General features: G+C 32.2%; 18 protein-coding genes and 1 other RNA gene. 9 read left to right on the forward strand and 10 right to left on the reverse strand.

Features of this window, described 5'->3' with window-relative positions; all coding sequences use genetic code 11:
• Window positions 1-39 precede the first annotated feature (39 nt).
• Window positions 40-2,676 (forward strand): alanine--tRNA ligase, encoded by a 2,637-nt coding sequence (gene alaS / locus ABWP78_RS05975; RefSeq protein WP_353169868.1) that lies wholly within the window; start codon window positions 40-42, stop codon window positions 2,674-2,676.
• Between the two features lie 72 nt (window positions 2,677-2,748).
• On the opposite strand, the gene ABWP78_RS05980 is transcribed toward alaS, so the two are convergent.
• Entirely contained in the window at window positions 2,749-4,494 is a 1,746-nt protein-coding gene (locus ABWP78_RS05980; RefSeq protein ID WP_353169869.1) for an ABC transporter ATP-binding protein, read from the reverse strand.
• A 104-nt stretch (window positions 4,495-4,598) separates the two neighbouring features.
• Between ABWP78_RS05980 and ABWP78_RS05985 the strand changes: the two genes are divergently transcribed.
• A complete protein-coding gene (locus ABWP78_RS05985; RefSeq protein WP_353169870.1) occupies window positions 4,599-5,546 on the forward strand; it encodes a GSCFA domain-containing protein in 948 nt (315 codons plus the stop codon).
• Between the two features lie 8 nt (window positions 5,547-5,554).
• On the opposite strand, the gene ABWP78_RS05990 is transcribed toward ABWP78_RS05985, so the two are convergent.
• The 5 genes from ABWP78_RS05990 to ABWP78_RS06010 form a co-directional block, all read right to left on the reverse strand.
• Window positions 5,555-5,863, reverse strand: a complete 309-nt coding sequence (locus ABWP78_RS05990; protein ID WP_353169871.1) for a rhodanese-like domain-containing protein — start codon at window positions 5,861-5,863, stop codon at window positions 5,555-5,557.
• A 59-nt stretch (window positions 5,864-5,922) separates the two neighbouring features.
• A complete protein-coding gene (locus tag ABWP78_RS05995; RefSeq protein WP_353169872.1) occupies window positions 5,923-7,674 on the reverse strand; it encodes an aromatic amino acid hydroxylase in 1,752 nt (583 codons plus the stop codon).
• 130 nt (window positions 7,675-7,804) lie between these two features.
• Entirely contained in the window at window positions 7,805-8,341 is a 537-nt protein-coding gene (locus ABWP78_RS06000) for a DUF4136 domain-containing protein (protein WP_353169873.1), read from the reverse strand.
• 10 nt (window positions 8,342-8,351) lie between these two features.
• Entirely contained in the window at window positions 8,352-10,331 is a 1,980-nt protein-coding gene (gene hutU, locus ABWP78_RS06005; protein ID WP_353169874.1) for a urocanate hydratase, read from the reverse strand.
• 69 nt (window positions 10,332-10,400) lie between these two features.
• Window positions 10,401-10,577, reverse strand: a complete 177-nt coding sequence (locus tag ABWP78_RS06010; protein WP_291241207.1) for a C1orf53 family protein — start codon at window positions 10,575-10,577, stop codon at window positions 10,401-10,403.
• A gap of 82 nt (window positions 10,578-10,659) precedes the next feature.
• On the opposite strand from ABWP78_RS06010, the gene ABWP78_RS06015 reads away from it, so the two are divergent.
• From ABWP78_RS06015 to hemL, 3 genes are read left to right on the forward strand one after another with little or no spacing between them, the layout of a single operon-like run.
• Window positions 10,660-11,559 (forward strand): 1-aminocyclopropane-1-carboxylate deaminase/D-cysteine desulfhydrase, encoded by a 900-nt coding sequence (locus tag ABWP78_RS06015; RefSeq protein WP_353169875.1) that lies wholly within the window; start codon window positions 10,660-10,662, stop codon window positions 11,557-11,559.
• Window positions 11,556-12,407, forward strand: a complete 852-nt coding sequence (locus tag ABWP78_RS06020; protein WP_353169876.1) for a glucosaminidase domain-containing protein — start codon at window positions 11,556-11,558, stop codon at window positions 12,405-12,407. Before ABWP78_RS06015 ends, ABWP78_RS06020 begins: the two co-directional genes overlap by 4 nt.
• On the forward strand, window positions 12,407-13,693 hold the full coding sequence (gene hemL, locus ABWP78_RS06025; protein WP_353169877.1) for a glutamate-1-semialdehyde 2,1-aminomutase: 1,287 nt from the start codon (window positions 12,407-12,409) through the stop codon (window positions 13,691-13,693). Before ABWP78_RS06020 ends, hemL begins: the two co-directional genes overlap by 1 nt.
• Before the next feature lie 52 nt (window positions 13,694-13,745).
• Here the strand turns inward: hemL and ABWP78_RS06030 are convergent, their stop codons facing one another.
• From ABWP78_RS06030 to ABWP78_RS06045, 4 genes are all read right to left on the reverse strand, one after another.
• Window positions 13,746-14,075: a hypothetical protein gene (locus tag ABWP78_RS06030; RefSeq protein WP_353169878.1), complete on the reverse strand. Its 330-nt coding sequence runs from the start codon at window positions 14,073-14,075 to the stop codon at window positions 13,746-13,748.
• A 114-nt stretch (window positions 14,076-14,189) separates the two neighbouring features.
• Window positions 14,190-15,230 (reverse strand): cysteate synthase, encoded by a 1,041-nt coding sequence (capA, locus tag ABWP78_RS06035; protein ID WP_353169879.1) that lies wholly within the window; start codon window positions 15,228-15,230, stop codon window positions 14,190-14,192.
• Window positions 15,231-15,307: 77 nt separating this feature from the next.
• A complete protein-coding gene (locus tag ABWP78_RS06040) occupies window positions 15,308-17,365 on the reverse strand; it encodes a S9 family peptidase (RefSeq protein WP_502905465.1) in 2,058 nt (685 codons plus the stop codon).
• Between the two features lie 100 nt (window positions 17,366-17,465).
• Window positions 17,466-18,512, reverse strand: coding sequence for a glutaminyl-peptide cyclotransferase (locus tag ABWP78_RS06045; RefSeq protein ID WP_353169881.1), 1,047 nt, complete (start codon window positions 18,510-18,512; stop codon window positions 17,466-17,468).
• An 87-nt stretch (window positions 18,513-18,599) separates the two neighbouring features.
• Here ABWP78_RS06045 and ffs point away from each other — a divergent pair.
• The 4 genes from ffs to ABWP78_RS06065 all read left to right on the forward strand — a co-directional run bounded on the left by ffs (window position 18,600) and on the right by ABWP78_RS06065 (window position 21,051).
• An RNA gene (ffs, locus tag ABWP78_RS06050) (signal recognition particle sRNA small type) lies at window positions 18,600-18,697 on the forward strand.
• Window positions 18,698-18,783: 86 nt separating this feature from the next.
• Window positions 18,784-19,824 carry a M28 family metallopeptidase gene (locus tag ABWP78_RS06055; RefSeq protein WP_353169882.1) on the forward strand — a complete coding sequence of 347 codons (1,041 nt, stop codon included), beginning with the start codon at window positions 18,784-18,786 and terminating at the stop codon, window positions 19,822-19,824.
• Window positions 19,824-20,237 carry a type II 3-dehydroquinate dehydratase gene (aroQ, locus tag ABWP78_RS06060; protein WP_353169883.1) on the forward strand — a complete coding sequence of 138 codons (414 nt, stop codon included), beginning with the start codon at window positions 19,824-19,826 and terminating at the stop codon, window positions 20,235-20,237. The genes ABWP78_RS06055 and aroQ overlap by 1 nt, the downstream gene beginning before the upstream one ends.
• A gap of 61 nt (window positions 20,238-20,298) precedes the next feature.
• Window positions 20,299-21,051 (forward strand): head GIN domain-containing protein, encoded by a 753-nt coding sequence (locus ABWP78_RS06065; RefSeq protein ID WP_353169884.1) that lies wholly within the window; start codon window positions 20,299-20,301, stop codon window positions 21,049-21,051.

Here is a 21,051-nt window from a genome sequence, read left to right on the forward strand (position 1 = left end):
ATTTCAATCAAATAAATTATTCGATTCAATATCATAAAAATGAAATCACAAGACATAAGAAAAGCCTATTTACAATTTTTTGAAAGCAAAGGACACACCATAGTTCCTTCTGCCCCAATTGTATTAAAAGACGACCCAACACTGATGTTTAATAACTCAGGAATGGCGCAGTTTAAAGAGTTTTTCTTAGGAAATGGCACGCCAAAAAGCAATCGAATTACAGATACGCAAAAATGTTTACGTGTTTCAGGAAAGCATAACGATTTGGAGGATGTTGGTTTTGATACGTATCATCATACTATGTTCGAAATGCTTGGGAATTGGTCTTTTGGCGATTATTTCAAAAAAGAAGCATTGCCTTGGGCTTGGGAATTTCTTACGGAAGTTTTAAAGTTAGAAAAAGACCGTTTATATGTTTCTGTTTTTGAAGGAAGTAAAGAAGATAATGTGCCTTTTGATCAAGACGCTTGGGATATTTGGAAACAATTTGTACCCGAAGACCGAATTATATTAGGAAATAAAAAAGACAACTTTTGGGAAATGGGCGACCACGGTCCATGTGGTCCGTGTTCAGAAATTCATATCGATTTGCGTTCAGATGCTGAAAGAAATGAGGTTTCTGGAAGAAGTTTAGTCAACGCCGACCATCCGCAAGTAGTCGAAATTTGGAATAACGTTTTTATGGAATTTAACCGTAAAGCAGATGGTTCTTTAGAAAAATTACCTGCACAACACGTAGATACCGGAATGGGATTTGAGCGTTTGTGTATGGCAATGCAAAATGTAACTTCGAATTATGATACCGATGTTTTTACCCCGCTTATCGCGAAAGTTGAGGAAATAACGGGTTTAAAATATACGCCCAATACCCAATACCCAATACCCAATATCCAAGAAAAAACCAACATTGCTATCCGTGTGGTAGTAGACCACGTGCGTGCGGTGGCTTTCGCTATTGCTGATGGACAATTACCATCTAATACAGGAGCAGGTTATGTAATTCGTAGAATTTTACGACGTGCGATTCGATACGGATTTACGTTTTTAGATACAAAAGAACCTTTTATCAATAAGTTAGTTGAAGTATTAGCGAATCAAATGGGTGAATTTTTCCCTGAAATCAAATCGCAACAACAATTGGTTACCAACGTAATTCGTGAAGAAGAAGCTTCGTTTTTAAGAACTTTAGAACAAGGAATTCAGTTGTTAGATAATGTAATGCAAAATGCTTCTGATAATGAAATTTCCGGTAAAATTGTATTTGAATTATATGATACATTTGGCTTTCCATTAGATTTAACTGCGCTTATTTTATCTGAAAAGAAATTCACTTTCGACTTAAAAGAGTTTACGAAGTGTTTAGAAGAACAAAAAGCACGTTCGCGTGCCGCTTCTGAAGTTTCTACTGAAGATTGGTCAATTTTAATTCCGGGAAATGTGGAAACGTTTGTTGGTTACGATCAAACGGAAAATGAAGTAAAAATCACCAGAATCCGTAAAGTAGATTCTAAAAAAGACGGCATTTTATACCAAATCGTTTTAGATAATTCGCCTTTTTATCCAGAAGGTGGTGGACAAGTAGGAGATAAGGGAATATTGGTTTCTGCAAATGAAACGATTGACATTATCGATACGAAAAAAGAAAATAACTTAATTTTACATTTTGCAAAACAACTTCCAGAAAATGTAAATGCCACTTTTACTGCTAAAGTAAATACCGATTTAAGAACATCAACTTCCAAAAATCATTCGGCGACGCACTTGATGCATTTGGCTTTGAAAACCATTTTGGGTACACACGTGGAGCAAAAAGGTTCGTTAGTAAATCCGAATTATTTACGTTTCGATTTTTCGCATTTTTCAAAAGTTTCTGATGAAGAATTACGTCAGGTAGAAGTAAGTGTTAATGCTCAAATTGAAGATCAATTGCAATTAGTAGAACACCGAAATATTCCAATTAAAGAAGCATTAGACAAAGGTGCAATGGCTTTATTTGGTGAAAAATATGGCGATTCTGTAAGAATGATTGAATTTGGCGAAAGCAAAGAATTATGTGGCGGAATTCACGTGAAAAATACGGCTGATATTTGGCATTTCAAAATTGTTTCAGAAGGAGCCGTAGCAGCTGGAATTCGTAGAATTGAAGCCATTACTGGCGATGCCGTTAAAGCGTTCTACACGAATCAAGAAAATACCTTGTCGGAAATTAAGGAAGTATTGAAAAATCCTCAAGATGTATTAAAATCAGTGGCTTCGTTACAAGACGATAACACAAAATTGAAAAAGCAAATTGAGCAATTAGTAAAAGAAAAAATTGACGGATTAGCAACAAGTTTAGTTTCTGAATTTCAAGATGTTAATGGAATTAATTTCTTAGTAAAACAAGTCGATTTATCGATGAGCGCTACAAAAGATTTAGCACAAGCCATTGGAACTTCAAAACCAAATACATTTGTAGTTTTAGCTTCAATTGAAGACGGTTTACCAAATATTCACTGTTATATTGCTAAAGAATTAGTTGCAAACAAAGGTTTAAACGCTGGAACTGTTATCCGTGAATTAGGAAAATACATTGATGGAAATGGAGGCGGACAACCGTTTTTCGCTTCAGGAAAAGGTAAAAATGCTACAGGAATTGCTGCAGTTTTAGAGAATGCTGTGAATTTTGTGAAATAAATATCTAATTTTATTGAAACACCGATTAAAGAAATTATCATAATATTTAAAATTTCTTTAATCGGTGTTTTTTTATTTTCTTTCCCCAATTTGTTGACGCCACATCGCGTAATACAATCCTTTTTCAACTAATAAATCTTCGTGTTTTCCTTGTTCGATAATTTTTCCTTGTTCTAACACGAAAATTTTATCGGCGTGCATAATGGTTGATAATCGGTGTGCAATTAATATTGTAATTCTGTTTTCATCTGAAATATTTCTTATCGTACTATTAATTTCTTCTTCGGTAATCGAATCTAAAGCAGAAGTTGCTTCATCGAAAATTAATAAATTTGGCTGTCTCAAAATAGCTCTTGCTATAGATAACCGTTGTTTTTCGCCACCAGAAATTTTAATTCCACCTTCACCAATTGTCGAATTTAAACCGTTTTCCGCACGTTCTAAAAGTTTGCCACAACTTGCTTTTTGCAACGCACTTATCAGTTCTTCATCTGTTGCTTTTGGCTTTACAAACAATAAATTTTCTCTAATTGTTCCAGAAAACAATTGCGCATCTTGTGTTACAAACCCTAATTGTTTTCGCAATTTTAAAATATCAATTTTTTTAGAATCGATACCATTATACAAAACGTGACCAATTGCTGGCGGATACAAACCAACTAATAATTTTACTAAAGTTGTTTTTCCTGAACCTGATGGGCCAACAAACGCGACGGTTTCGCCTTGTTTTATTGAAAAATTTATATTTTCAACCGCAGGCTGTTTGGCAGTTTTATGTTTGAAACTTACATCGGTAAACACTAAAGAACTTATTTTTCCAAAATTTTCTGGCTCTTCTGGTCGGTGTTCTGATTTTGCTTTTAATAAATTTTCAAAGTTTTCCATCGATACTTTTGTTTCATTTTTAGCGATAATAAAAGCACTTAATTCTTGCAATGGGTTAAAAATAAAAAAGGTAAAAAATACCATAGTTAATAAATCGCCAACTACAATTTTATCGCTAAATAAGAAATAATACAGTCCGAAAATTACGCAAGTTCGCATAAAATGCACCGTTGTACCTTGAATAAAACTCAAACTTCTTATAAAACGAATTTTCTGAATTTCAAGTTGTAAAATTTTATGTGTATTTGAATTTAACCTGTTTTCTTCCTGTTTGGTTAAGCCCAAACTTTTAACCAATTCGATATTTCGTAAACTTTCTGTAGTAGAACCTGCTAAGGAATTGGTTTGCAAAACGATATTTCTTGATACCGCTTTTATTTTTTTACCTAAGAAGGAACTAATAAACGCAATAATAGGTGCGGTTAATACAAAAATAAATGCAATTCTATAATCAATACGAGAAATGTAAACAATTACAAAAATGAATCCAATTATGGTTTGAAAAATCAATGAAATAGAAAGTGTAATTAGCTTTTCTGAGTCGGTTCGGGCTTTCTGCAATTTGCTTAAGGTTTCGCCACTACTTTGATCTTCAAAATCTTCGTAAGGTAAATCTAAAGACTTTTTTATGCCATCCGTATACATTTCAGCACCTGTTCTTTGAATAACAATATTGGTAAAGTAATCTTGGAAGTTTTTTGTGATACGAGAAATCATTGCAGCCGTAAGCGAAAGGCCTAACCAAAAGCCTACAGATTTTATAAAACCGATTTCATTGCCTTTGTATTTCGCAATTCCCACACCACAATCCTGCATTAATTTACCCGTAATAATCGAATCCGATAAACTAAAACATATGTTTATGGTGGCCATTAAAAGTGCAAAAAAGAGCAGTAATTTGTGTTTTTGTAAGTAACTATAAAGCAATTTCATATGTAAAATTTTATGTCGCAAAAGTAAGCAATAAAAAGTCTTTACATATTTTTTCACAACTATTTAACTTGTTTTTGTATTTTTGAAAGAAGATAAACATTGCTATGAAATTTCAAACCACCATTCCCATAAAAAAATCTGATTTTTTAATTGATTATTCTTCAAAATTAGTTTCTTTAGGTTCTTGTTTTGCTGAAAATATGGGTGATAAATTTGACTATTTTAAATTCCAAAATATAACCAATCCGTTTGGAATTATTTTTAATCCAATATCATTAGAAAAAATAATTCTTAGAAGTCTTCATAAAAAATATTTTACTGAGAATGACATATTTTTTCATAATGAAGCTTGGCATTGTTACGAAGTACATTCTGAACTTTCGAATCCTGATAAAACGAAATTTCTTACTACATTAAATCAATTAATTGACACAACAAACGGGCATCTTGAAAAAGCGACACATTGTCTAATTACTTTAGGTACTTCTTGGGTGTACAAGCATATTGAAACAAATGATATTATTGCCAATTGTCATAAAGTTTCACAAAAACAATTTGTAAAAGAGTTGCTTTCTGTCGCTGATGTAGAGGCGAGTTTGAAAAGAATTGTTTCAGAAATTCAAGTTGTAAATCCAAATTGTAAATTTATTTTTACGATTTCTCCTGTTCGTCATAGTAAAGACGGTTTTGTAGAAAACAATGTAAGTAAATCGCATTTATTTACTGCGCTGTATCATTTTCTATCAAATACTACTTCAAGTATTTATTTTCCGAGTTATGAGATTATGATGGATGAGTTGCGTGATTACCGATTTTATGCGGAAGATATGTTGCATCCAAATCAAACTGCAATTGATTATATTTGGATGAAATTTTCTGAAAATTATATAAATGAAACCGAATTTGAAACGATGCAACACGTTTCAGAAATTCAAAAAGCATTGAATCACAAACCTTTTAATCCTAATTCTGAAAGTCATTTAAAATTTCAGGATAATTTAAAACAGAAAATTGATGCAATTGCAGCTAAATATCCTGAAATGAAATTTTAAAGTAACAATTATAATTTACTTTGTAAACTTTGCCAGCTTCCACCATTGATGCATTCAATACCGTTTCGGTTTAGTATGTTTGTTGCCATTCCGCTTCTGTTTCCACTTCTGCAACAAGCAATAACCGGTTTGTTTAGTTTTTTTATGTCGTTAATTTTCGATTCGATAATTTGTAAAGGAATGTTTTTGGAGTTTTGAATGTGTCCTCCAGCAAATTCTTCATATGTTCTAACATCAATGATTATTGCATTTTTTTCTTTAAATGCTGCAATTTGAGCGGATTTATCACCAAATCCTAAAAAATCTAAAATTCCCATATTGTTTTGTTTTTAGCAAATATATGGGAATCTTATGGGATATTATGTAACATATGTTGCTATTTATTTTCGAAAACTAAAGCTAAACCGCCGTCAATTAAATGTGCAATTTCTGGACGTTTTGTTTTAAGTTTTTCTAAATGATTTAAAACCTTATCAATTAAATCCGAATGATTTTCTTTTTTAGCTAATTCGGCAATTTCAACTGAAAGTAACCAATCGTTTTCATGATTTGCAGTTACAGCGCCAAATGCTTCTTTCAGAGTTATTTCAGCAGGTTTCCCCTCTCTTAATTTTCTAATATTTAGGTATAAATTTTCAAGTTCTTCTCGTTTGCTTGATTTTTTTTGTTTTATAGTATGCGATGTTGGAACGTGGGTAATCATATCAAAACTTGAAACATCTGCAGGTCCTGAAAAAGCGGATGTTATTTTTTTACCTACAGCCATATCATAAATCCCCCATTCTGGAGCAAATAATACGGTTTCGCCGTGAGTAACTGTACAGTTTTTGAATTTAATTAGTAAAATTTCACCTTGTAAATTTCTTGTACCCGTAATAATTTCACCAGAAACTTTAATGTTTCCTTCAAATTCTAATGTAATTTGTTCGCCTTCATAAATATCATATGCACGTAAATCTCTTGGACCCATATCTTCTATGGCCAAGTTAATGCCTTTTAGCATTCCAATTGCTGAACCAAATCCATCAGGATGCGATGCTGTTCCGTGTCCTACTAATTCTTTTTCTCTGTACGATAATGCTGTTTTTCCAGTGGTTTGAATGTACACTGGTTTTCCTTCGTTTTCAATTACGTTTGTAAAAACACCTGATATTTGCAAGCCAGTACTTAACTCTGCAGTACCCATTGCTTTTGAAGTAATTAACTTTTGAATTCCAGATAAACCGCCAGTTCGCAATGCCATTTTATTTGCAAATTCTTCTAAAACAGAACTTAATTTGGCAAAATCTGGCGTTACATAAAGTTGAGGTTGTGGTTTGGTGATATCAAAACTTTGGTCTGCTGCTGAAATATCGTATGGAAGTTTTTTGACTTCATCTGTCATACACCAAGCACTTTCACCAATAGACGATAGCAAACCTGCACCATATATTTTTGGGTTTTCCACTGTTCCAATTAAGCCGTATTCTACTGTCCACCAATGTAAATTTCTAATTTTTGACATTTCAGACAATTCACCCATGTTGTTTTGTAAAAATTCAACTTGGTCTTCTGCGGCTTTAATTTCCGCTTCCGGAGTGCCCTCTGCTTCTTTTACAATAGATAATAATCGAACAGCTTCATATAATTCGTAATCTCTTGAAGATGAAATGGCCTTGCAACCAATTTCGCCAAAACGGCGTAAATATTCAGCATATTCTGGATTGGCAATAATTGGTGCATGTCCGGCACCTTCATGAATTATATCTGGAGCGGGAGTGTATTCAATATGTTCTAATTGTCTAATATCACAAGCAATTACTAAAACATTATAAGCTTGAAATTCCATAAAAGCACTTGGAGGAATAAATCCGTCAACCGCTACAGCAGCCCAACCGATTTCTTTCAAAATTCGGTTCATACCATACATGTTAGGAATATTATCAATTTCTAACCCGGTTTTTTCTAACCCTTCTAAATAAGAATTATGTGCCACTTTAGATAAATAATTTACGTTTTTACGCATTACATATCTCCAAACCGCTTGATTAATTGGCGTATAATCAGAATAATCTTGTGGGATTATAAACTGTTTTAAATGTTTAGGTAATCTTTCTATCAGAGGGTTACTTTCAAAATTAAGTTCCATAAAGGTTGTATGTTATTTGATGTAAAATTACAATAAATTTTAAATCCAATTATGATTTTTATCATGCAAATAAAAATCCTGACAGTTTTAAAACGAATCAGGATTAAATTTTCAATTTCAAAAAATAGGTTTATTTTATTATTGGAGGATATTTCTCTAAAATTTTTGAAACAAATTCAGCAATTCGTTCGTCTTTCTTTTCAAAGTTTGTTGTTAAATATCCTGTTCCTATACCTTGCCAAACTAACTCTTTTGTTTTTACATCAACAATGTCAATATATAATGTGCCTTCTGGAGTAGTGGTTGTTTGTGTGAAACCCATTCCCATTCCCATTCCCCAGCCTGGACCCCAGCCAAAACCGTAGCCCCAACCCATGTTGTTGTATACATTAACACGTTCACGCTCTTTGGTGAAAATATTGATTAAAACATCGGGATTTTCAGATTTTGAAAATTGTTTAGTAGGCATTACAGCATCAATAGCATATAAAATACGCTTCTTGTCTAAATCTGAAATTTCTAATTTATCTATGCTACTTTTATTATAGGCATAGGTTTTGTAAGCTGCAAAATTTGCTTTTTTGTCATAATCTGTATTTACATAAACAGACGAACAAGAAGTAAGGATAAAAAATCCTATAACCGATAGAAGTTTAATTAATTTCATATTCTAATATTTAATTTAATAATTTTTCGTCAACTAAGTTTGGAAGTGTTACATTTAATAAAGGTTGAGCTTCCATTGCGCGTTTTATAGCAAATATTGCGCCTTCATTTCTGGCCCAATTTCTTCTTGATATTCCATTATTTACATCCCAAAATAACATCATTTCCAAACGTTTAGATGCTTCTTTAGTACCATCAAGAAGCATGCCAAAACCTCCATTAATTACTTCGCCCCAACCTACACCGCCTCCATTATGAATAGAAACCCAAGTAGCACCTCGGAAACTGTCGCCAATTACATTTTGAATAGCCATATCGGCTGTAAATCGTGAACCGTCATAAATATTTGATGTTTCTCTGTATGGCGAATCGGTACCAGAAACATCATGATGGTCTCTTCCTAAAATTACCATTCCAATTTCGCCTCGAGCTATCGCCTGATTGAATGCTTCTGCAATTTTAATTCGTCCTTCTGCATCGGCATATAATATTCTGGCTTGCGATCCTACAACTAATTTATTTTCTTGAGCGCCTTTAATCCACTGAATATTATCTGCCATTTGTTGTTGAATTTCAACTGGCGAAGTTGTAATCATTTCTTCCAAAACTTCACACGCTATTTGATCTGTTTTGGCTAAATCTTCCGGATTTCCTGAGGCACAAACCCAACGAAATGGTCCAAAACCATAATCAAAACACATCGGACCCATAATGTCTTGTACGTAACTATTGTATTTAAAATCGATATGATTTTCTGCAAATACATCCGCACCAGCTCTTGAAGCTTCTAATAAAAACGCATTTCCATAATCGAAGAAATAGGTGCCTTTATCCGTATGTTTATTAATTGCAAGCGCATGTCGACGCAACGTTTTTTGTACTTCTTCCTTGAATTTTTCTGGATGATTTGCCATCATTTCATTGGATGCCTCAAATGAGTAGCCAATAGGGTAGTAGCCACCAGCCCAAGGATTATGAAGTGACGTTTGGTCAGAGCCTAAATCGATATGTAAATTTTCTTCATCAAATCGTTCCCAAACATCTACCACATTTCCTAAATAAGCAATAGAAACTACTTCATTGGTTTCCAGTGCTTTTCTAACTCTGGCTACTAAAAGTGTAATGTCTTCAATTACTTCATTTATCCATCCTTGCGAATGACGAATGTGCGTAATTTTAGGGTTTACTTCCGCGCAAACGGTAACACATCCCGCAATATTTCCAGCTTTTGGCTGTGCGCCAGACATTCCACCTAATCCAGAAGTTACAAATAATCCGCCTTTTGGTGATTTTTTTATTTTTCGAAAACCGTTTAAAACGGTAATTGTAGTTCCATGAACAATACCTTGAGGTCCAATATACATATAACTTCCTGCAGTCATTTGTCCGTATTGCGATACGCCCAAGGCATTCATTTTTTCCCAATCATCTGGCTTAGAGTAATTTGGAATTACCATTCCATTTGTAACTACGACTCTTGGTGCTTCTTTATGAGAAGGAAATAATCCCATCGGATGACCAGAATACATAGATAATGTTTGTTCGTCTGTCATTTCAGACAAATATTTCATGGTAAGTAGGTATTGTGCCCAATTTTGAAAAACTGCACCATTTCCACCATAAGTAATTAATTCATGCGGATGTTGTGCAACTGCATAATCTAAATTATTTTGTATCATCAACATAATGGCTTTTGCCTGCTCAGAATTTCCTGGATATTCAGAAATTGGTCTGGCTTTCATTTCGTAATCTGGACGAAATCGATACATATAAATTCGCCCATATTTTTCCAATTCGGCTTTAAATTCATGAAGCAATGTGGCATGATGTTTGGCATCAAAATAGCGTAAAGCGTTTTTTAATGCTAATTTTTTTTCTTCATTTGAAAGGATTTCTTTTCGTTTTGGTGCGTGATTTGTTGCAGCATCATACGATTTATGTTGCGGTAAAACATCTGGAATTCCTTGTTGTATTTGCTCTTTAAAAGTCATTTTTTTAGATTTTGGATTTTTAGATTTTGGATATTCAGAAAATTATGTTTGAAAATCGGTTGTCTAAAACTATTTTTTATTTCTTCCTGTTTTTTTGTCGAAACCATATGGGCAATGTCTACAGCCACTTTTACAGCAATATCCTCGCTTTAAATGATGTTTTTCTGTAAAACATTTGTATCCTTCTGGAGTAAAATAAAAATCTTCTCCTTCTATTAAATTTTTTGGATTTATTTCATTGTTCATAATCGCAAATTTAGGAACTTTGTAGCAAATGATTGTATTAGTTTTTTAAATATTTAACTAATGAAACAATTATTTCTTTTTTATGAAATCAAGTAACCAAAAAATACCCATTCATTTTCCTAACGGAATTGAACTTTTTATCAAAAGAGAAGATCTATTGCATCCTGTAATTTCTGGGAATAAATTCAGAAAATTAAAATATAATTTAGCCGAAGCAAAACGATTGGGATATAAAAAATTACTCACTTTTGGCGGGGCATTTTCTAATCATATTGTAGCTGTTGCAGGTGCTGGAAAAGAGTTTGGTTTTGAAACTATTGGAATAATTAGAGGTGAAGAATTACAAGAAAAGATAAATGAAAACCCAAGTTTAGCAGTTGCACAACAATTTGGAATGAAATTTGTTTTTGTTTCAAGAGATACCTATAGATTAAAAGATACGCCTGAATTTTTAGATGAAATGGAGACTGAATTTGGTGATTTTTATTTATTACCCGAAGGCGGCACAAATAAATTAGCCATAAAAGGATGTGAAGAAATTTTATCTGAAGATGATATTGAGTTTTCATATATTTGTTCTTCAATTGGAACAGGTGGTACAATTTCTGGAATTATTAATAGTGCTGCTTTATATCAAAATATTATTGGATTTTCTTCCTTAAAAGGTGATTTTTTACAAAATGATATTGCTAAATTTGCAAATCAAAATAATTGGACCATAAATTGTGAGTATCATTTTGGTGGTTATGGAAAAGTAACAAATGAATTAATTGAATTTATAAATTCGTTTTACATTCAATATGAAATTCCATTGGATCCAATTTATACCGGAAAAATGATGTTTGGTATTTTAGATTTAATACAAAATGATTTTTTTTCACCAAATTCAAAAATTTTAGCCATTCATACCGGTGGCTTACAGGGTATTGCAGGTATGAATTTAAAATTAGAAAAATCTGGAAAAACAAAGATAATAATATGATAAATAAAATTTTAATACTATTTTTTGCGCTGCTTTTAACAAGTTGTGGAGGTTCTAAAATCACTACTACTAAAGGAAAAAAGTATTCCAAAACGTATCCTGCTTCAAAAAAACCTGTTACAAAACCAACACCAGTAGCAAAATCTCCAACGAAGGAAAATCCTTCTGGCAGCGAAATATTAGTAGCAACATCTAAAGTAAAAGCTACGACAGAAGATGTAAAAAAATACATTGAAGATTTTAAAGAAACGGCAAAAAGTAATATGAAAGTTCACGGAATTCCTGCAAGTATCACCATGGCGCAGGGTATTTTAGAATCGGGTGCGGGATTTGGATCTTTAGCTAAAGAAGCGAACAATCATTTCGGAATTAAATGCCATACAGGATGGACAGGTGAGTCTGTAAAATACGATGATGATGCCGAACAAGAGTGTTTTAGAAAATATAAAGACCCAACTGAATCGTACAAAGATCATTCTGCTTTTTTATCTTCAAGAAAACGGTATGAAAGTTTGTTTAAATTAGATAAAGGTGATTATGAATCGTGGGCAAATGGTTTAAAACAAGCGGGTTACGCAACAGATACGTTATACCCTTCAAAATTAATTGGTATTATTGAACGTTATGAATTATATAAAATTGACAATGAAGTTTTAGGAAGAAATTTTATTCCAAAACCAAGAGTTGTTGCCCAAGTACAATTTATTGGAGAGCATATCGTTGTAAAAGGGGATACCTTGTATTCATTATCAAAAAAATACAATATATCTGTTGAGGAATTAAAAAGTTTAAATACTATTTTGGAATCCGGAATTTCAATCGGTCAAAAATTAAAAGTAAAAAAATAATGTTATATCAAAGAAGTAGTCAGTTATTTATTGAAGCAAATGAAGTAATACCGGGTGGTGTTAACTCTCCTGTTCGTGCATTTAAAGGTGTTGGAGGTTTTCCAATTTTTATTAAAGAAGCTAAAGGTGCTTATTTATATGATGAAGACGGGAATAAATACATAGACTATATTAATTCTTGGGGCCCTATGATTTTAGGTCACGCCCACGAGCCTGTAGTAAATGCAATAATTGAAAAGGCAAAAAAAGGCACTTCTTTTGGTGCACCAACTGAGTTAGAAACGAAAATAGCTCAATTGGCCATTTCAATGGTGCCAAATATAGATAAAATTCGATTTGTTAACTCGGGTACGGAAGCTTGCATGAGTGCAATTCGCTTGGCGCGAGGCTATACCAAACGAGATAAAATTATTAAATTTTCAGGTTGTTATCATGGTCATTCCGATTCGTTTTTAATTGCTGCTGGAAGTGGATTAAGTACGTTTGGTGTACCAAATAGTCCCGGAGTAACTGAAGGCACGGCTAAAGACACGTTGTTAGCTAAATATAATGATTTAGAGCATGTAAAAGCGCTTTTTGATGCCAATAAAAATGAAATTGCAGCAATTATAGTAGAACCTGTTGCAGGAAATATGGGGTGTATCCCTCCAAAAGAAGGTTTTTTATCAGGTTTAAAACAACTTTGTGAAGAAAACGGAGCTTTGCTAGTTTTTGATGAGGTGATGACTGGTTTTCGTCTTGCAAAAGGTGGTGTGCAAGAATTGTATCAAGTTGTAGCAGATATTGTTTGTTTTGGAAAAGTAATTGGTGGTGGTTTGCCAGTAGGTGCTTTCGCTGCACGAAATGAAATTATGAGTTTGTTATCGCCATTAGGTCCTGTTTATCAAGCAGGAACGTTATCTGGAAACCCATTAGCTATGGCGGCAGGGTACCAAATGCTATTGGAATTAAATTCAGATAAAGAAATATTTAATAGATTAGAAGAAAAAACAGCTTATTTAGAGGACGGAATTCACAAAGTTTTGTCGGAAAATAATATTGAGTTTACTATTAATAGAGTAGGATCTATGATTTCAGTGCATTTCGATAAAAATGAAGTGTATGATTTTGAAACAGCAAAGAATGGAGATAACGAAAGATTTAAGAAATTCTTTCACGAACTTTTGAAATTGGGTATTTATATTGCACCTTCGGCTTATGAATCTTGGTTTATTACCGATGCTTTAACTTATGAAGATTTAGATTATACTATTGATTGTATTAATAAAGCAGCAAAAATTTTATAAAAAAAGCCCGTTTAGAAACAACCAAACGGGCTTTTAAAAAAGTAATTTATTTTTAGTTTGTTAATTTTTTCAACAAACCTTGTTTACTTTCAATACTTTCCATTTGTGTTTGAGAAAGCGTAGCTCTTAGTTTTGCTTCAATTACTCTCGCCAATTCGATTTTTCTTTCTGCTGAAAGATTTTCGTTTAAATTTCTGAATTTGTATTCAAATAATCTTGTTAAATCTTCGCTTAAAGTTCCTTCTACAGCTACTACTTCAGAAAGTGCAACCATATTATTTTTAGCTTCAATTTTTTCGTCTACTTTTTTAAATGTTTCTTGTGCATTAGCATTTACTGTGAAAGCTAAAAACAAAACAAGAGCGCCTAATAAATTTTTCATTGTTAAATTTTTTAATAGTTTTATCAAAAATAAAAAATAATTTCAATAAAAAGCATTTTTTTGTAATTAATTATTATTTTTTTTGTTTTGATATTCTTTTTATTTTAAATTGATTTATTTTATAATTTCAATTTTCATTGATTCATCAACGTTTTCCATATCTAAAAAACCTTGCTCTTGCATCCATTCATCGCTATAAATTTTACTCATATAACGCGATCCGTGGTCTGGAAAAACAACTACTACATTGCTGTTTTCGTTAAATTCTCCTAATGCAGCATATTGCTTTACAGCTTGAAATGCAGCACCAGATGTGTAACCAACAAATAATCCTTCCGTTTTTGAAATTTCTCTGGCTGTAATAGCACTTTCTTTATCGGTAACTTTTATATATTTATCAATAATATCAAAATCGGTAGCTGTTGGAATTAAATTTTTACCTAAACCTTCTATTTTGTATGAATAAATTTCCTTTTCGTCAAATTCTTTAGTTTCGTGGTATTTTTTTAAAACGGATCCGTAAGCATCTACACCTAACACTTTTATAGATGGATTTTTTTCTTTCAAATACCTTCCAATTCCAGAGATAGTTCCTCCAGTTCCGCTACACACGACAACGTGAGTAACTGAACCATTTGTTTGATCCCAAATTTCTTTTCCTGTACTGCAATAATGTGCTTCAATGTTTAAATCATTAAAATATTGATTGATGTAGACAGAATTAGGTATTTCTCTATGAATTTTTTTAGCTACTTCGTAATAACTTTTAGGATCGTCAGCAGCTACATTAGCTGGGCAAACATATACTTTTGCTCCCATACTTTTTAGCATATCAATTTTGTCAGGTGACGATTTATCACTCACCGCTAAAATACATTTGTATCCTTTAATAATACTAATCATTGCCAAGCTAAAACCAGTATTTCCAGATGTAGTTTCCACAATTGTAGCACCAGGTTTTAAAATGCCTTTTTCCTCAGCACAATTGATAATATGTAATGCAATTCTGTCTTTAGAGGAATGTCCTGGATTAAAAGCTTCCATTTTGGCATAAAAATTTCCAGTCAATCCAGCAGCGATTTTATTTAATTTTATAATTGGCGTGTTTCCAACTAATTCTAAAACAGAGTTGTGTGCGTTTATATCGTTTTTCATTTTTAATGTTATGTCTATAAAGTTGTTCTTGTCATTCTAAACTTATTTTAGATTGACAAACAATACTTTTCAATACTTTATTTTTTAATATTCTCTAAATCAAATAAGAAAGCAAACTCTTTGGCTAATTCTTTTAAGGCTTCAAATCTTCCAGAAGCACCACCATGACCTGCATCCATATTTGTATCTAAAAATAATTGTTTATTGTTGGTTTTTATAACTCTTAATTTTGCAACCCATTTTGCAGGTTCAAAATATTGCACTTGCGAATCGTGTAAACCAGTTGAAACATACATATTTGGATATCCTTGTGCTTTTACTTGATCGTATGGTGAATAGGATAGCATATAATCATAATATTTTTTTTCATTCGGATTTCCCCATTCGTCGTATTCTCCTGTTGTTAATGGTATAGTATCATCTAACATGGTTGTAATTACGTCTACAAATGGTACTTGTGCAATTACTCCATTGTATAATTCTGGAGCCATATTAACAATAGCGCCCATTAATAACCCACCAGCAGAACCACCTTCAGCATATAAATGCTCGGCAGAAGTATATTTTTCAGAGATTAAAAACTTGCTACAATCAATAAAATCCGTAAATGTGTTTTTCTTTTTTAATAATTTTCCATTTTCGTACCATTCTCTTCCTAAATCTTCACCACCACGAATGTGTGCAATAACGTAGATGAATCCTCTATCCATTAAACTTAGTCTGGTACTTGAAAAATAAGGATCCATTGAAGAACCGTAAGAACCATAAGCATATTGTAACAAAGGATTTTTTCCGTCTTTTTTAATGCCTTTTCTATATACCATACTCATAGGGATTTTTGTTCCATCAGTTGCAGTAGCCCAAATTCTTTCTTCTATATAGTTGTTTTTATCGAATTTTCCGCCTAAAACAGCTTGCTCTTTCAAGACGGTTTTTTCTTTTGTTTTCATATTGAAATCAATCACAGAAGATGGCGTTGCCATAGATTGGTAACCATAACGCAATACATCGGTATCAAAATCTACATTAGAAGTGGTGTAGCAAGTATAGGTTTCGCTACTAAATGGCAAATAGTAATCGCCAGAGCCATCCCAAGGTTTAATTTGAATTTTATTTAAACCATTTGAACGTTCTTCCACTACTAAATAATTTTTAAAAATTTCAATTCCTTCTAATAAAACATCTTTTCTATGCGGAATTAAATCGGTCCAATTTTCTTTAGATGTAGCATTCTCAGGTGAAGTCATCAATTTGAAATTGGTCGCTTTATCGGCATTGGTTAAGATGTAAAAAGTGTCTTTATAAAAAGAAATAGAATATTCTAAACCACGAGTTCTCGGTTGAAAAATTCTGAATTTTCCATCCGGATTATTCGCCTCTAAGATTTGATATTCGGTTGTAAGCGTACTTCCAGAACCAATTATGATGTATTTTTTCGATTTTTCTTTATACACAAACGTACTGTAGGTATCGTCCTTTTCGTGAAAAACCAACAGGTCTTCTGAGGCATCTGTGCCTAATTTATGTTTGAAAATTTTATCAGATCGAAGCGTTTGTGGATCTTTCCCGGTATAAAAAAGCGTTTTATTATCGGTAGACCAGCTGGAACCACCAGTTGTGTTTTCAATTTTATCTGAAAGAATTTCACCAGTTTCTAAATTTTTAATATTAATGGTGTATTGTCTTCTTGATACTAAATCCAGTCCAAAAGCTACTAATTTGTTGTCGCCACTCACACTCATTCCGCTTAAATTGAAATAAGATTGTCCTTTTGCCATTTCGTTACAATCGAATAAAATTTCTTCTTTCGCATCTAAACTTCCTTTTTTTCTGGCATAAATTGGATAATCTTTACCCGTTTCAAAACGTGTGATGTACCAATATTCGTTATAAAAATAAGGAACAGAACTGTCGTCCTCTTTTATTCTGGATTTCATTTCAGCAAATAAATCGTCTTGTAATTGTTTGGTATGCGCAGTAGATTTTTGGTAATATTCGTTTTCTTTATTTAAATAGTCAATTACTTCTGGATTTTCTCTTTCGTTTAACCAATAGTAATTATCCGTTCTTACATCTCCGTGTTTTTCTAATTTTTTTGGAATTACTTTTGCAATTGGTGGTTGAATGGTTTTCATTTTTTGATTTTGATTTTGTGATTGTATTTTTGCAATAAATATCAGTAAAACTGATGCTAAGATTATTTTTTTCATGGTTTATGCTGTTTTAATTTGATATTTATTTCAATTTTATTTCAAACATTTTATCCCAATTTTTACCTGTAATAAAAACCGTTTTTGTTGATGGATTGTATGCAATTCCGTTTAAAACATCAATTTCTGGATGTTGCTTAACCGCTTTCTTTAACTCAGAAAAATCAATAGCACTTTCTACAGCACCATTTTCTGGATTGATAATCACTATTACATCTTTTTGGTAAATGTTTGCCCAAATTTTTCCATCAATCCATTCTAATTCGTTAAGTTCTGTAATGGCATTTGTGTCAGAATACACATTTATGAAACGCTCCATCTTTTGAGTTTCTGGATTTAGAAAATAAATTTTATTGGTTCCATCGCTCATAATTAAATGTTTGTCGTTATGCGTTAAACCCCAACCTTCAACATCTGAAAAATAATCAAATGTTTTTTCTTGCTCTAAAGTTTCTGCATTATAAATAAATCCAACTTTATTTTTCCAAGTCAATTGGTAAATTTTGTCATTAAAAACGGTAATTCCTTCACCAAAATAATCTGGTGATAAAGGCACGGATTTTGAAACATTTCCAGATTTATAATCTGTTTTTCTTAAAGTTGATTCGCCATTTTGACCCGTTCCTTCTAATAAAATGCCGTTGTAAAATTCTAAACCTTGTGTGTAAGCATTTGCATCGTGATTGTACGCGTTTAAAATAGTATAATCTTTCGTTTCATATAATTTTGGGGTGATATTCGAAACCAATTCAAAAGAGGTTACACATTCTGTTTTTTCACCTTCAGAATGTACAATTGCTTTTATGTATTGAATACCAAATTGTAATTTTTCTAATTTTAAATTAAAAACTGCATTTTCAGTTGATTTACCTAATTTAATATCGTTTGAAAAATAAATTACCGAATCAATTTTAGCATTTTCAATATTTTCAATGCTTAAATTCACGGTTTCAGTTGGTTTGTAAACTTGTTTTAAGCCTTTTGTAGCAATAGAAAACAAGTCTTTTGTTTCGCTACAATTATATAAAAAAATACTTAATGTTGTGATTATAAGTAAGTTAATTTTTTTCATATTCAAATTATTTAAGAATACAATATTACAATTTATTTTAAACTATTTTTTGATTTGCAGAAATAATAAAAGATTGTATATTTGCACCGGCAAGTCCTACACGACCAGCTCCCTCAAAATCCTCCAGGGTGGGAACGCAGCAAAGGTATGTGGTTGTAGCGGTGCGATGTAGGTCGCTTGCCATTTTTTACTTCTCTTCTTAAAATTTTTATAAAATTTATTGGTATCAAACTTTTTTAATTTAGATTTGTATTGTTTAAAACCAATTCAAATGAAAAAGTTAGTAATACTACTTTCAACAGCTGCATTTTTGCTAAGTTGTTCTCCAAAAAAAAGCCTTGTAGCCAGTTCAACAAAAAAAGTTGTAGATGTTACTAAATACGTGAATACAATTAACGAAGCCAGTTTGTCTAAAAACCTGCATGTAATTGCTTCTGATGAAATGGAAGGCAGAAATACAGGAGAACCAGGACAGAAAAAAGCAGGTTTATATCTTATCGAACAATATAAAGCGTTAGGCATTTCAAATCCTCCAGGTTCTACTGATTTTTATCAAAAAGTGCCTGCAGAATTTATGAAAAAAGGTTTTGCTCCTAAACTAGGAGATTCAGAAAATATTTGGGCTTTCATACCAGGTTCTGAAAAACCAGAAGAAGTACTTGTTATTTCTGCACATTACGACCACGTTGGTATGAAAAATGGTGAGGTTTTTAACGGTGCAGATGATGATGGTTCTGGTACAGTTTCTTTAGTTGAAATTGCCAAAGCTTTTTCAGAAGCGAAAAAAGATGGTTTTTCACCAAAACGTTCTATTTTATTTTTACACGTTACAGGTGAAGAACATGGTTTACACGGCTCGAGATATTATTCTGAAAATCCATTATTTCCAATAAAAAATACGATAGCAGATATTAATATTGATATGGTTGGACGTAGAGACACACTAGGCAATCACAAAGAAAATGGAAAATATGTTTATGTTATTGGTTCAGACCGATTAAGTTCAGAATTACATATTATTAATGAAGAAATGAATACAAAATATGTGGGTTTAAATTTAGACTACACTTTTAACGCAAGAAACGACCCAAATAGGTTTTATTTCCGTTCTGATCATTACAACTTTGCTAAAAAAGGCATTCCTTCTATTTTCTTTTTTAATGGTGTTCATGAAGATTATCATGGTCCAAATGATACTGCAGATAAAATTGAGTATGATTTGTTAGCGATGCGTGTTAAATTAGCATTTACATTAGCTTGGGAATTGGCCAATAGAGAAAATAGAATTGTAGTTGACAAAGACGGTAAATAATGCATTTGTTAATTTTAAACGGCCCTAATTTAAATTTATTAGGACAACGTGAACCAGAAGTTTACGGTAATCAAAGCTTTGATTCGTATTTTGATGAATTGAAATTACAGTTTCCTTCAGTTCATTTGGATTATTTTCAATCGAATGTAGAAGGTGAAATTATCAATAAATTGCAAGAAGTAGGCTTTTCCTACGATGGAATACTATTAAATGCTGGAGCGTATACGCATACTTCTGTAGCCATTTCCGATTGTGTAAAGGCAATAACATCACCAGTAATTGAAGTACATATTTCAAATACGTTTTCCAGAGAAACATTTCGTCATCAATCTTATATTTCTCCAAACGCAAAAGGCGTAATTATTGGTTTTGGTTTAAAAAGTTACGCGTTAGCCATTCAAAGTTTTTTGTAGTTGATGCAACTCTTTAATAAATAAAATCGTCTATAATTTCACATCCTAAATCTATTAAAAAATGAAAAAAATTACAGTATTTCTTCTTACATTTTTCGCAATGCTTTCAACGTCATATGGTCAAGTTAAAGAAACTAGAGGCGTTGGAAATTTTACAGCTATTAAAGCATCTTCTAGTGTAAATGTAGTCTATACTCAAGGACCTATTCAAAATATTGAGGTGACTTGGGAAAAAGATTTAATGAAATTTTTAAAAGTGGAAACTAAAAATAATATTTTAAAAATTTTTATTGAAAACACCAATTACTATAAAAAAATGGACACCAGCAAATTGCTTGTAACTGTTTCAAATCCAGGTATTGGAAGCGTTACGGTAAGTTCATCGGCTACGTTTTCTATTAAAAATAATTTAAATGTAAGTTTATTAAAAATTAATACTTCTTCAAGTGCTGATTTTTCAGGAACGGTAACTTGTAATTCAATTTTTATTGATGCTTCTTCAAGTTCAAATGTGGCTTTAAATATGGCTACAGATGATATTGCCGTTAGTTTAAGTAGTAGTTCTAGTGTTGCCTTAAGGGGAAAAACAGATAATTTGGCTATTGATGCATCAAGTTCAGCAGATTGCGATGCAAAAGAGTTAGTTTCAAATATGGCACAAGTTTCTGCAAGTACCTCTTCAGATGTGCAGGTGCTTGCATTAAAAGAACTAGATGCTACTGCCTCTACAAGTGCTTCCATAAAATATTATGGAAAATTAGATAAAGTAAAAATAACCGAGAGCACTTCTGGCTCTGTAGAACAAATAAAATAA

Source organism: Flavobacterium sp., assembly GCF_040402955.1.
In the GTDB taxonomy this organism is placed as follows: Bacteria; Bacteroidota; Bacteroidia; order Flavobacteriales; family Flavobacteriaceae; genus Flavobacterium.